Origin of the sequence: Streptomyces sp. NBC_00425 (assembly GCF_036030735.1) — a bacterium.
GTDB lineage: Bacteria > Actinomycetota > Actinomycetes > Streptomycetales > Streptomycetaceae > Streptomyces.
On the sequence record NZ_CP107928.1, the window covers coordinates 6,754,892 to 6,767,219 of the forward strand.

Annotated in this window: 13 protein-coding genes; 5 read left to right on the forward strand and 8 right to left on the reverse strand. The window is 71.9% G+C overall.

Features of this window, described 5'->3' with window-relative positions; all coding sequences use genetic code 11:
- Positions 1-61: 61 nt before the first annotated feature.
- Positions 62-604: a GntR family transcriptional regulator gene (locus OHS82_RS29550; protein ID WP_057582980.1), complete on the forward strand. Its 543-nt coding sequence runs from the start codon at positions 62-64 to the stop codon at positions 602-604.
- A complete protein-coding gene (locus tag OHS82_RS29555) occupies positions 601-1,422 on the forward strand; it encodes a GntR family transcriptional regulator (protein WP_057582982.1) in 822 nt (273 codons plus the stop codon). The genes OHS82_RS29550 and OHS82_RS29555 overlap by 4 nt, the downstream gene beginning before the upstream one ends.
- Here OHS82_RS29555 and OHS82_RS29560 read toward each other — a convergent pair.
- The gene (locus OHS82_RS29560) at positions 1,419-1,892 is read right to left on the reverse strand and encodes a MarR family winged helix-turn-helix transcriptional regulator (RefSeq protein ID WP_057582984.1); all 474 of its coding nucleotides are present in this window, start codon (positions 1,890-1,892) and stop codon (positions 1,419-1,421) included. The genes OHS82_RS29555 and OHS82_RS29560 overlap by 4 nt on opposite strands.
- A 123-nt stretch (positions 1,893-2,015) precedes the next feature.
- On the opposite strand from OHS82_RS29560, the gene OHS82_RS29565 reads away from it, so the two are divergent.
- Positions 2,016-3,035, forward strand: coding sequence for an NADP-dependent oxidoreductase (locus tag OHS82_RS29565; RefSeq protein WP_057582986.1), 1,020 nt, complete (start codon positions 2,016-2,018; stop codon positions 3,033-3,035).
- A 175-nt stretch (positions 3,036-3,210) separates the two neighbouring features.
- Here the strand turns inward: OHS82_RS29565 and OHS82_RS29570 are convergent, their stop codons facing one another.
- Positions 3,211-4,386 carry a serine hydrolase domain-containing protein gene (locus OHS82_RS29570; RefSeq protein ID WP_057582988.1) on the reverse strand — a complete coding sequence of 392 codons (1,176 nt, stop codon included), beginning with the start codon at positions 4,384-4,386 and terminating at the stop codon, positions 3,211-3,213.
- Between the two features lie 254 nt (positions 4,387-4,640).
- Between OHS82_RS29570 and OHS82_RS29575 the strand changes: the two genes are divergently transcribed.
- Entirely contained in the window at positions 4,641-5,486 is an 846-nt protein-coding gene (locus tag OHS82_RS29575; protein WP_057582990.1) for an EI24 domain-containing protein, read from the forward strand.
- Between the two features lie 275 nt (positions 5,487-5,761).
- On the opposite strand, the gene OHS82_RS29580 is transcribed toward OHS82_RS29575, so the two are convergent.
- Together OHS82_RS29580 and OHS82_RS29585 are read right to left on the reverse strand one after the other, a co-directional pair.
- Positions 5,762-6,739: an aldose epimerase family protein gene (locus OHS82_RS29580; protein WP_057582992.1), complete on the reverse strand. Its 978-nt coding sequence runs from the start codon at positions 6,737-6,739 to the stop codon at positions 5,762-5,764.
- 104 nt (positions 6,740-6,843) lie between these two features.
- On the reverse strand, positions 6,844-7,734 hold the full coding sequence (locus tag OHS82_RS29585; protein ID WP_328434917.1) for an SGNH/GDSL hydrolase family protein: 891 nt from the start codon (positions 7,732-7,734) through the stop codon (positions 6,844-6,846).
- Positions 7,735-8,014: 280 nt separating this feature from the next.
- Between OHS82_RS29585 and OHS82_RS29590 the strand changes: the two genes are divergently transcribed.
- On the forward strand, positions 8,015-8,509 hold the full coding sequence (locus tag OHS82_RS29590; RefSeq protein ID WP_057582997.1) for a DUF3145 domain-containing protein: 495 nt from the start codon (positions 8,015-8,017) through the stop codon (positions 8,507-8,509).
- A 126-nt stretch (positions 8,510-8,635) separates the two neighbouring features.
- Here OHS82_RS29590 and OHS82_RS29595 read toward each other — a convergent pair whose 3' ends face one another.
- From OHS82_RS29595 to OHS82_RS29610, 4 genes are all read right to left on the reverse strand, one after another.
- Positions 8,636-9,916, reverse strand: coding sequence for a beta-ketoacyl-[acyl-carrier-protein] synthase family protein (locus OHS82_RS29595; RefSeq protein ID WP_057582999.1), 1,281 nt, complete (start codon positions 9,914-9,916; stop codon positions 8,636-8,638).
- 102 nt (positions 9,917-10,018) lie between these two features.
- The gene (locus OHS82_RS29600; protein ID WP_057583001.1) at positions 10,019-10,267 is read right to left on the reverse strand and encodes an acyl carrier protein; all 249 of its coding nucleotides are present in this window, start codon (positions 10,265-10,267) and stop codon (positions 10,019-10,021) included.
- Between the two features lie 81 nt (positions 10,268-10,348).
- Positions 10,349-11,380, reverse strand: coding sequence for a ketoacyl-ACP synthase III (locus tag OHS82_RS29605; RefSeq protein WP_057583003.1), 1,032 nt, complete (start codon positions 11,378-11,380; stop codon positions 10,349-10,351).
- Between the two features lie 9 nt (positions 11,381-11,389).
- On the reverse strand, positions 11,390-12,307 hold the full coding sequence (locus OHS82_RS29610; protein WP_057583005.1) for an ACP S-malonyltransferase: 918 nt from the start codon (positions 12,305-12,307) through the stop codon (positions 11,390-11,392).
- Positions 12,308-12,328: the final 21 nt, after the last annotated feature.

Below are 12,328 nucleotides of genomic sequence, written 5' to 3' on the forward strand. Positions count from 1 at the left end.
AAGTCGCCTACCGTGTAGGGCGGCAGGGTCGCAGGAACGGTCGGCCGTACAGGAGGACGTCGTGGGTGGGAGCGGTTGGGTCAGCACGTCGTTGCCGTATCTGACGCCATGGGACCCCGGACGGGGCGACGCCTGGGCGGCCGAGGCGGCGGCGCAGGGCCGGCGCGGCGGTCAGCGCATCGTGCACGCCGGCGAGACGCCCGCGCCCGCCGAGGTCGCGGCGCTGCTCGGCGTCCCGGAGGGCGACCCGGTCGTGGTGCGCCGGCGGCTGATCCTCCTCGACGACGAGCCCAGCGAGCTCACCGACACGTACTACCCGGTCGCCATAGCCGCCGGCACCCGTCTCGCCGGCATGGCCAAGATCCCCGGCGGTGCGCTCACGCTGCTCGCCGAGCTCGGGCACGTCGGCGTCCTCGTCCGGGAGGACGTGACGGCCGGGATGCCCGACGAGGAGGAGCGCCGCGCCCTTCGAACCGCCGCCGAGGAACCGGTCCTGCGGCTGGTCCGGCTCACGCTCGACCGCGACGACCGGCCGATCCAGGTCGACCGTATGGTGATGCCTGCCCTCCGGCAGAGGCTGCGCTACCAGATCAGGATCGGATGACCGTGCCCAAGGCAGAACCGGAAGCCGTCGACCGCCGCTCCCTCCACGAGCGCATCGCGGCCGATCTGCGCGACGACATCATGAGCGGAGAGCTCGCTCCCGGCGCCAACCTGCCCACCACCGCGCAGCTGAAGGAACGGTTCGGGGCGTCCAGCGCCACGGTCCAGAAAGCTCTGCGACTCCTCAAGGAGGAGCTCCTGGTGGTCGGGCGCGCGGGCGCCGCCGTCACCGTCCGAGCGCACCGCCGGCGCACGGTCAGGCCCGCCGACCTCGCGCGGCCCGCAGAGCCCGGGACGCCCTACCGCTGGCTCACCGAGGCCGCCAAGCACGGCACCCACGCCCGCACCGAGCTCCTCGAGGTCGCGGAGCGCCGCCCGCCCGCCGACGTCCGCGCCGCCCTGGACCTTCCGGCGGACGGCGCCGCCCTGCTGCGGAGCCAGATCCTCCTGGTCGACGACGAGCCGGCCGAGCTGGTCGAGTCCTACTACCCACTGGACATCGCCCGAGGCACGCCCCTGGCCGAGCGCCGCCGGATCAGGGGCGGCGCCCCCGCCCTGCTGACCGAGCTCGGTCACCCGCCCCGGCGGAGCACGGACCGCGTCTCGGCCCGCGTCCCCACCCAGAACCAGTACCAGGCACTCCGGCTCACCGGCGGCATGCCGGTGCTGCGCACCCTGCGCGTCGTCCGCGGCGACGACGGCCGTCCCGTCGAGGTGACCGTCATGGTGAAAGCGGGCCATCTCTACGAGCTGCAGTACGAGTTCACCTCGCAGGAACCGCAGGAACCGCAGGAGCCGCAGGAGCCGGACGGACCTTAGGGGTTGCCGCCCTCCGTCGCCAGCATCCGCTGCAGCAGCGCTCGCAGCACCACCCGCTCCTGCTCCGCCAGTCCCGCCAGCGGCTCCCGGGCGAACCGCAGCGACTCGCGCAGCCCCTTGGCGATGTCGCGGCCCTCGTCCGTCGCCGCCGCCAGCTTCACCCGGCGGTCGGCCGGGTCGGGGCGGCGTTCGACCAGGCCGCGGGACTCCAGGCGGTCGACGATGCCGGTCACGTTGGACGGCTCGCACTTCAGCTTCTGCGCCAGCTTGCGCATCGGCAGCGGCTCCAGCGAGAGCAGGCTCAGCAGCCGGGCCTGCGCCCCGGTGAGGGAGTGGTCGGCGGCGGCCTCCTCGTAGTCCTCGTAGAAACGCGCCACGACCTCGCCGATCAGCTCGACGACCTCCATGGTCAGGGCGTCGGGCAGGGAGGTGGGACCAGCTGGGCGAGAGGTCGGATGTGAGGCGGCCATGGATCCAGGGTACCCGTTTACTTGACATCCTGAAATATTCAGGAGCATGGTTGTTTCAGGTAGTGAAGCATTTTCGTACCGCATGATTCGCAGGATTCTCCCGCACGTGAAAGGCAGCCCCCCATGACTGACTCGGCCCTCCCCTCCACCGGCCGCGAATGGCGTCTGCTCAGCCGTCCCGTCGGCTGGCCGAAGCCCGAGGACTTCGAGCTGGCCGAGACGGAGATCCGCCGGCCCGGTCCGGGTGAGGTGCTGGTGCGCAACGCGTACGTCTCCGTCGACCCCTACATGCGCGGCCGCATGAGCAGCGCCAAGTCCTATGTCGCCCCCTTCGAGCTGGGCAAGCCCATGCAGGGCGGGGCGGTCGGCGAGGTCGTCGCCTCCGAGGCCGAGGGCATCGCGCCCGGCGACCACGTCCTGCACTTCGGCGGCTGGCGCGAGTACGCGGTCTTCGACGCCAAGCAGGCCGTCAAGGTCGACCCGGACGCCGCGCCCCTGTCCGCCTACCTCGGCGTCCTCGGCATGACCGGCCTCACCGCCTACGCCGGACTGCTGCGCACCGCCTCCTTCAAGGAGGGCGACTCCGTCTTCGTGTCGGGCGCGGCCGGCGCCGTCGGCAGTCAGGTCGGCCAGATCGCCCGGCTCAAGGGCGCCTCCCGGGTCATCGGCTCGGCCGGCTCCGACGACAAGGTCAAGCTCCTGGTCGAGGAGTACGGCTTCGACGCCGCCTTCAACTACAAGAACGGCCCCGTGGCCGAGCAGCTGCGCGACGCCGCCCCCGACGGGATCGACGTCTACTTCGACAACGTCGGCGGCGACCATCTCGAGGCGGCCATCGGCTCCCTCAACGAGAAGGGCCGCATCGCGATCTGCGGCATGATCTCCGTCTACAACAACACCGAGCCGGCCCCCGGCCCGAAGAACCTCGCGCGCCTCATCCAGACCCGCGGCCGCATCGAGGGTCTCCTCGTCGGCGACCACTACGACCTGCAGCCGCAGTTCGTCCAGGAGGTCGGCGCCTGGGTCCGCTCCGGTGAGCTGAAGTACCGCGAGACGGTCGTCGAGGGCATCGAGAACAACCTCGAGGCGTTCCTCGGCGTCCTGCGCGGCGACAACACCGGAAAGATGATCGTCAAGCTCTGACCCCGACCGCCCGGACCCCCGGCCCGGCCGTCACGCGCCGCGCGGGCCGCACCTCTGGACGTGGGGTGCGGCCCGCGCTCCGCCGTATGCCGGGAGCGCAGGCCGGGAGCGCTCGCCGTGGTGCGCACCGCCCGTCCCGCCGCCCCCACCGGCCGCCTCCACCGGCCGCCCGCCGTCAGGACCGTGCCAGGGCCGCGGTGTGCACCGCCCGCGCCAGCCGGTCGTTCTCCGGCGCCGCACCGCCCGGGAAGGCGAACCGGCGGCGTGTGTAGCCGTAGGCGAGCCCGCTGCGCGGGTCCGCGAAGGCCTGGCAGCCGCCCGCCCCGCTGTGCCCGAACGCGCCGACGCCGAGGAAGGGGTACCAGTTGTCGGCGGTCGCCTGGAAGCCCAGCCCGTACGCCTTGTGCGAGCGTGCCACGACGTCGTAGCCCACCGAGTGCAGCTGCCCGAACTCCGCCGCCGTGTCCTCCTTCAGCAGCGGCGCCTTCCCGTCGGTCTCGCTGATCGCCGCCGCGTACATGCCGGCCAGTCCGCGTGCCGACGCCACCCCGCCCACGGAGGCCGGCCCCCGGGACCGGATCAGCGGGTCGTTGGGCAGCAGTTCGAGGTCGGTCGGCTGGGCGCCGTGCCGGTTGAAGGCGACGGCGGCCAGGGTGTGCGGCCCGCCGGGCAGGGCGTCCAGCAGCGCCCGCTGCTCGGCGGTCGGCGCCATCGGCTGCGCGGTGCGGAACCGCGGTTCGTGCGCGGCCGGCAGTCCCAGGAAGAAGTCCAGCCCGTACGGGACGCGTACCCGCTCCGCGTACACCTCCTGCAGGGTGCGTCCGGTGGCCCGCCGGACGACCTCGCCGGTGAGCGCGCCGATGACCAGCGCGTGGTAGCCGAAGGCGGTGCCCGGCCGCCAGAACGGCCGCTGGTCGGCCAGGCGTTCGGCGAGCTGCCGGTCGTCGGCCAGCTCCTGCGGAGAGAACCCGCCGTCCGTGCCGACCACCCCCGCCCGGTGCGCGAGCAGCTCCCGCAGGGTCAGCGCCCCCTTGCCCTCGGCGGCGAACTCCGGCCAGTAGTAGGTGACTTTGCGGTCCAGCTCCAGGGTGCCCTCCTGGACCAGCAGAGCGACCACCAGATGGGCGGCGCCCTTGGTGGACGAGTAGACCCCGTAGAGGGAGTCGGGTCCGGCGCCGTCCGCGGACGCCCACAGGTCGACGACCCGCCGGCCGTGCACATACGCACACAACTGGCCTTCGTAGTCAGGCTGTTCCTCCGCCACGAACGCGGCGAACTCCTCCCGCACCGCTTCGAATCCTTCGGCGACGCTGCCGTGGATCTCCTTCGTCGTCCGAGTCAATCGAGTCATCCGTTCTCCTCAACCAGCCCGCTGCTTGCCTGTGTCCTGGTGATCGACGCCTGTGCGACCTGCGGGAACTGCCCTTCGGACGATTCCGGACATGGGGTTCCGGGATCGTTGCTTCCGGAGATCGGTACGGCGGGGTGTGCCTGTTCGACTCAACTGCGGCAGGGGGGCGTTGGTGTCACCGATGCCCCGGATGGCCCATCGGGGCCCCCTCGGGCGCCCGGTTATGAGGTGAGCATGGCCGATAGAGTTCGGTCATGCGCGATCTCGGGGTGGGTTTCCGGTACCTGCTGAAGGGCCAGCGGTGGGTGGCCCGGCACGGCAGGCAGTACGGGTTCGGGCTGGTCCCCGGCCTGATCACGCTCGTCCTCTACCTCGCGGCCCTGGTGGCGCTCGCGGTGTGGGGCGAGGACTTCGTGGGGTGGGCGACGCCGTTCGCCGACGACTGGTCCAGCCCCTGGATCGGCCTTTTCCGCGGCCTCCTCACCGCCGTGCTGTTCGCTCTCGGCCTTCTCCTCGCCGTCCTGACCTTCACCGCCGTGACCCTGCTCATCGGGCAGCCCTTCTACGAGAGCCTCTCCGAGCGGGTCGACCGGGACGTCTCGCCCGACGGCACGGCCCCCGAGTCCGGGCTGCCGCTCTGGCGGGAACTGTGGATCTCCGCCCGGGACAGCCTGCGCGTCCTGGCCCGCGCGCTGGTGTGGGCGGTGCTGCTGTTCGCCCTCGGGTTCGTGCCGGTCGTCGGCCAGACGGTCGTGCCGGTGCTCGGGTTCTTCGTCACCGGCTTCTTCCTCACCGAGGAGCTCGCCGCCGTCGCCCTCCAGCGCCGCGACGTCGACCTGCGCGCCCGCCTCGCCCTGTTCCGCACCCGCAAGACGCTGATCTGGGGCTTCGGCACCCCCCTGGGGCTGGCCTTCCTGGTCCCGTTCGTCGCCGTGTTCCTGATGCCGGGCGCGGTCGCCGGGGCCACCCTGCTCGCCCGCGAACTGCTCGGCGAGGAGATCGCCGAGGGAGACGGGGCGGACGACACGGACGCGGCGGACGACGGAGACGGCGCCGGCGCGTCCCACGCGTCCGGGCGGCCCGGCGCCACGAGCCGGTGACACCGCCGCTCCGAACGGCGACGAGGGAACGGCGCCCCGGCGGAGACGGTCGTCCCGTCGGCGTGGGGGGACGAGGCGGACGACCGGTGGTTCTTTGTGAAGGGTTCGTACGAAATCCAGGCGGGCCGCTCGAACCCCGACCGGAGGAACACCGCGCCGATTAACGTGTGATCAGGCGATCACCGCCCCCTTGAACAGCCCCGGTCCGGGACCTGACCCCTGGACCGGGGCAATGCTTTTCTCCGGGCCCGGCCGACCCCTCGGCTTCCGCGGGCCTACCGGGCCGAGAAGCCGTACACCGTCTGCGACCGGTAGACCTCGCCCGGCCGCAGGACCGTGCTCGGGAACTCCGGGCGGTTCGGCGAGTCGGGGAAGTGCTGGGTCTCCAGCGCGACGCCCTGGCCGGGCATGAACGGCTCGCCGAGGTGGTCGGCGGTGTACAGCTGGAGCCCCGGCTCGGTCGTCGCCACCGTCAGCACCCGTCCGGACGCCGGGTCGTGCAGCTCGGCCACCTCCGCCGGCGCCTCCGTGACGCCCTTGTCGAGCACGAAGTTGTGGTCGTAGCCGGCGTCGACCTTGCGCGACGCGCGGAAGTCGAAGCGGGTGTCCGCGACCGGCGCGAGCTCCCCGGTCGGGATCAGGTCACCGTCCACCGGCGTGTAGCGGGAGGCGGCCAGCCGCAGCTCGTGCCCGCCGGCGCCGCCGCTGCCGGGACCGCCGAGGTTGAAGTAGCTGTGGTTGGTCAGGTTCACCGTCGTCGGCGCGTCCGTGACCGCCTCGTACACGAGGCGCAGCGCCCCCGACGCGTCGAGCGTGTACGTCGCCGACACCTCCAGTCGGCCCGGGAAGCCCTCCTCGCCGTGCGCGCTGACCCGGCTCAGCCGCAGCCCGTGCTCGACCGGCTCCACCTCCCACACCCGCTTGTCGAAGCCGCGGGCGCCGCCGTGCAGGGAGTTCGGCGCGTTGTTGGGCTCCAGGGCGTACGTCAGGCCGTCCAGCCGGAAGCGGGCGTGCGCGATCCGGTTGGCGTACCGCCCGACCAGCGCGCCGAGGTAGGGCTCGGGGTGGGTGAGATAGCCGTCCAGATCCGCGAACCCCAGGACCACGTCCGCCGGGAGGCCGTCACGGTCGGGGACCTCGACGGACTGCACGATCCCGCCGTAGGACAGGACCCGCACCCGGGTGCCCGCCCGCTCCAGGGTCCAGCGGTGCACCGCGGTGCCGTCGGAAAGTGTTCCGAAGTGTTCGCTCATGGGCGGAACTTTAGGGCCTGTCGTTCGGATCAGCTCGCAGGGCATCGGCGGGGCTTGACGATGCCCCCCGCGTCTGCGGGGTGATCCCAACGGCCGGCCCTGGGTCATGAGGTCTTCGCGGTGACCTTGCGATACGCCATCTCCGCGAGCCGCGCCTGCCCGTCCTTGCTCGGATGGAACCAGTCCCAGTGACTCAGCTGGTCCGTGCCGAACCGGAAGTCGTACACCGCTCCGCCGTCGAACCGGCACCGCGCGTCCTTCGCGCAGACCTCCTTCAGCACCGTGTTGTACGCCTCCACCCGCTTCTGGACCGTCGCCCGCCGCAGCGTCGCCGCCGAGTCCAGCGCGTCCGCGTCGCCCAGCATCGACGGGCAGAGGCCCAGCTTCCACACCTGCTTGCCCAGCGCGTTCGTCCGCCCCTGCGACCACAGCCGCTTGAGGTTCGGCACGCTCGCCACGTACACCTGCGCCTTGGGCAGCGCGCGCCGCAGCGTGCCGAGCGCCTCCTCGAACTGGGCGCGGAAGTCCGCCACCGAGGTCATCGCCGCCGTCGACTGCCGGCACGCGTCGTTCGCGCCCGCCATCACCGCCACCAGCTGCGGCTTCTCCGCCGCCGCCCGCACCATCTGGGCCGGCAGGTCCGCCATCCGCGCCCCGGTCTCGGCATGGTTCCAGCTGTGCGTGGCCGCCTTCGCCGCGCCCAGCAGGCGGACGGCGAGACTGTTCACCTCGGCGCTGCTGCCGGTCGCCCAGGACACCTCGGGGCAGTCCGCGAGGACGCCGCAGGCGTCGAAGCCGCGCGTGATCGAGTCGCCCACCGCCGCCACCGAGTCGGGGCTGGAGTCCCACAGCGACGTCGGCGACGGCTTCGCCTGCCGGGACCGGGTGCCCGACGCCCCCGCGTCGCCCCCCTGCGCGTCGCAGCCGGCCAGCCCCAGGACGGCCGCCGTCGTGCCCGCGAGCAGGGCCCGCGCGTGCCGGTTCCGCATCCGCATCCGCTGGTGTCCCCTCGACTTCGCCGACTCTGTCCGATCTCCGAACACGCTCTCCTCATGACAACGCACGGGAGTTCCCGGCGAATGACACCCACAAGAGGGAACGCTCCATGCCCGCACAGGCGTCCTGCCGAGTGAAAGGCGGACGTTTCACGGCACTGGGACCGACGGTACGTCACACTCCTTGCGCCGCCGCACGGTAGCCTCGCCATCAGCGCGGCTGCCTGCCACCGCCGCCCTGTCAGCCTGCAAGACTGTCCCGCTCTGCCCGGAGGTCCCGGTGACGACACGTGGAGTTCTGTACGTGCACTCCGCGCCGCGCGCGCTGTGCCCGCACGTCGAATGGGCCGTCGCCGGGGTGCTCGGCACACGCGTCAGCCTCGACTGGATCCGGCAGCCCGCCGCGCCCGGCACCTGGCGCTCGGAGTTCTCCTGGAAGGGCGAGGCCGGCACGGCCTCCAAGCTGGCCTCCGCGCTGCGCGGCTGGCAGATGCTGCGCTTCGAAGTCACCGCCGAGCCCTGTGCCACGGCCGAGGGCGAGCGCTACAGCTGTACCCCCGACCTGGGCATCTTTCACGCCGTCACCGGCATCCACGGCGACATCCTGATCCCCGAGGACCGGCTGCGCGCCGCCCTGCTGCGCAGCCGGCGCGGCGAGACGGACCTCGAGGCCGAACTCTCCAAGCTCCTCGGCAAACCGTGGGACGACGAGCTGGAGTCGTTCCGGCACGCGGGTGAGGGAGCCCCGGTGCGCTGGCTGCACCAGGTGGTGTGACCCGCCCCCTCTCCCGGGGGCCGCGTGAAACCGTGCGATCAGCCCCGCCGGAGCGCGGCCGGCCCTCCGACGCCGAGTGGCCCGAACCCCGTAGGGGTCCGGGCCACTTCGCGTGGACGGCGCGGATCAGACCGTCCGGAACGCCAGGACGACGTTGTGCCCGCCGAACCCGAACGAGTCGTTCAGGGCGGCGATACGGCCCTCGACGGGCAGCTTGCGCGCCTCGCCGCGCACGATGTCCGCGTTCGCCTCGGCCTCGGGGTCGAGGTTCTCGACGTTGATGGTGGGCGGGGCGATCCGGTTGTACAGCGCGAGGACCGTGGCGACGGACTCGACGCCGCCCGCGCCGCCCAGCAGGTGACCGGTCATGGACTTGGTCGCGGAGACCGCGAAGTGGTCCGCGTCGTCGCCGAAGACCTTGCGCAGCGCCTTCAGTTCGGCCACGTCACCGGCCGGCGTGGAGGTGGCGTGCGCGTTGACGTGCACGATCTCCGCCGGGTTCAGGTCGGTGTTGTCCAGCAGGTTCTGCAGGGCGTGCGCGATGCCGCGGCCCTCGGGCTCCGGCTGCACGATGTCGTGGCTGTCGGCCGAGATGCCCTGGCCTACGGCCTCGGCGTACACCCGGGCGCCGCGCGCGGCGGCGTGCTCCGCGGACTCCAGGACGATCACACCGGCGCCCTCGCCCATGACGAAGCCGTCGCGGGCGACGTCGTAGGGACGCGAGGCGGCCTGCGGGTTCTCGTTGTTCTTGGACATCGCCATCATGTTGCCGAACGCGGCGATGGGCAGCGGGTGGATCGCCGCCTCGGTGCCGCCGGCCACGACGACGTCGGCGCGGCCCGTGCGGATCATCTCGATGGCGTAGCCGATGGCCTCCGCGCCCGACGCGCACGCCGAGACCGGCGTGTGCACGCCCGCGCGGGCGCCCACGAGCAGACCCACGTTGGCGGACGGGCTGTTCGGCATCAGCATGGGCACGGTGTGCGGGGAGACGCGGCGGACGCCCTTCTCCTTCAGCACGTCGTACTGGTCGAGCAGGGTGGTCACGCCGCCGATGCCGGAGGCGATGACCGCGCCGAGCCGGTCGGGGTCGACCTTGCCGTCACTGCCGTCCTCACCGGCCTTGCCGGAGAACCCGGCGTCCTTCCAGGCTTCCTGGGCCGCGATCAGCGCGAACTGCGCCGAGCGGTCCAGCTTGCGGGCCTGCGGCCGCGGAATGACCTCGAGGGGCTCCACCGCGACCGGGGCCGCGATCTTGACGGCCTGATCGGCCGCCCACTCCTGGGACAGTGCCCTGACGCCGGACTTGCCGGCGACGAGGCCCTCCCAGGTAGAGGCTGCGTCGCCACCCAGCGGTGTGGTTGCGCCGATACCGGTGACGACCACGGTGCGATTGGTCGGGCTCACGGATTCTTTCTCCAACGTTGCGAGGAGGACTGCCCCCGCCTCAGCGGGGAGAACGGCGCCACCGCCGGGTGGCGGGGCAGTTCAGCCCAGGTGATCGGTAGATCAGGCCTGGTGCTTGAGGATGTAGCTCGTCGCGTCGCCGACGGTCTTGAGGTTCTTGACGTCCTCGTCCGGGATCTTGACGTCGAAGCGCTCTTCGGCGGCGACGACGACCTCGACCATGGACAGCGAGTCGACGTCCAGGTCGTCGGTGAAGGACTTGTCCAGCTGGACGTCCTCAACCGGGATGCCGGCGATCTCGTTCACGATGTCGGCGAGACCGGCGACGATCTCTTCCTGAGTGGCGGCCATGTGGCGCTCCTTCTTTGCTTTTCCAGAGGGTGTGGCTGGGGGTGTTTCCCGTCCCGGACCGGATGATCCGGCACGGAGTGCCTAGGGGAGGGTAACGACAGTGGCTGCGTAGACGAGACCCGCCCCGAATCCGATGACGAGCGCGGTGTCGCCGCTCTTCGCCTGACCGGTCGCCAGAAGCCGCTCCATCGCGAGCGGGATCGAGGCGGCCGAGGTGTTGCCGGTGGTGCGCACGTCACGGGCGACCGTGACGGTCTCCGGCAGCTTGAGAGTCTTCACCATCGAGTCGATGATCCGCTCGTTGGCCTGGTGCGGGATGAAGACGTCCAGTTCGTCGGCGGTGATGCCGGCGGCGTCCAGCGCCTCCTTGGCGACCTTCGCCATCTCGAACACGGCCCAGCGGAAGACCGCCTGGCCCTCCTGCGTGATCGCCGGGAACTTGACGTTGCCCTTGCTGTCGAGCGGGAGCTTGGTGACGTCCCCGACGTGGAACTCGTTCCACGGCACGGTCTGCTTGATGGTCTCGGACTTGTCGCCCTCCGAGCCCCACACGGTCGGGCCGATGTGCGGTTCGTCGGACGGACCGACGACGACCGCGCCCGCGCCGTCGCCGAACAGGAAGGCCGTCGCACGGTCCTCCAGGTCGGTGAGGTCGGACAGCCGTTCCACGCCGATGACGAGCACGTACTCGGCGGAACCCTCCACCACCATGCCCTTGGCGAGGGTCAGGCCGTAGCCGAAGCCCGCACAGCCGGCCGAGATGTCGAACGCGGCGGCCTTGTTGGTGCCGAGCTTGTCGGCGATCTCGGTTGCCACGGCCGGGGTCTGCTTGAAGTGCGAGACGGTCGAGACGACCACCGCGCCGATCTGCTCGGCGGTGATGCCGGCGTCGGCGATCGCCTTGCCGGACGCCTCGACCGACATGGCGGCGACGGTCTCCTCGTCGTTCGCCCAGTGCCGGGTCTCGATGCCGGAGCGCGAACGGATCCATTCGTCGGACGAGTCGATCGTCTCCAGGATCACCTCGTTGGGCACGACCCGGGTCGGCCGGTAGCCGCCGACGCCGAGGATGCGCGCGTACGGGGAGCCCTTACTGGGCTTGATCTTCGCCATCAGGGCTCCTCAGGCGACGCCGTGCTCGGCGATGAGCTCGCGAGCGGCGTCGAGATCGTCGGGGGTCTTCAGCGCCAGCGTCTTCACGCCCGGCAGGGCGCGCTTGGCGAGGCCGACCAGGGTGCCGCCGGGGGAGACCTCGATGAGCGCGGTCGCGCCGAGCTCCTTGAAGGTCTCCATGCACAGGTCCCAGCGGACCGGGTTGGCGACCTGGCCGACCAGCCGGTCCAGGATCTCGGCGCCGGTGGACACGGACCGCCCGTCCTTGTTGGAGACGTAACGGACCGTCGGGTCGGCCGGGGCGAGCTCCGCGGCAGCCTTGGCCAGGGACTCGACGGCCGGCGCCATGTGGCGGGTGTGGAACGCGCCGGCGACCTTCAGCGGAACGACCTTGCGGACGCCCTCCGGCTTGTCCTCGTTCAGCGCGGCGAGCTGCTCCAGCGTGCCCGCGGCGACGATCTGGCCCGCGCCGTTGATGTTCGCCGGGGTCAGCCCCAGCTTCTCCAGGTGCGCGACGGAGACCTCGGGGTCGCCGCCGAGCAGCGCGGACATGCCGGTCTCGGTGATCGCGGCGGCGTCGGCCATGGCCAGGCCGCGCCTGCGGACCAGGCCCAGCGCGGCGGTGTCGTCGAGGACGCCCGCGAAGACGGCCGCGGTGATCTCGCCGACGCTGTGGCCCGCGACGGCGCCGGGCGTGATGTCGCCGAGCGCCGCGGCGGAGACGAGCCCGGCCGCCACGAGCAGCGGCTGGGCGATCGCGGTGTCGCGGATCTCGTCCGCGTCGGCGTTCGTGCCGTAGTGCACCAGGTCGAGATCGATGGCCGTCGACAGGGCACGCAGACGGTCCTCGACACCGGGAAGGTCGAGCCAGGGAGTCAGGAAGCCGGGCGTCTGGGCGCCCTGGCCGGGAGCGACGAGTACGAGCACTCTCACACTCTCTCTTGGGGA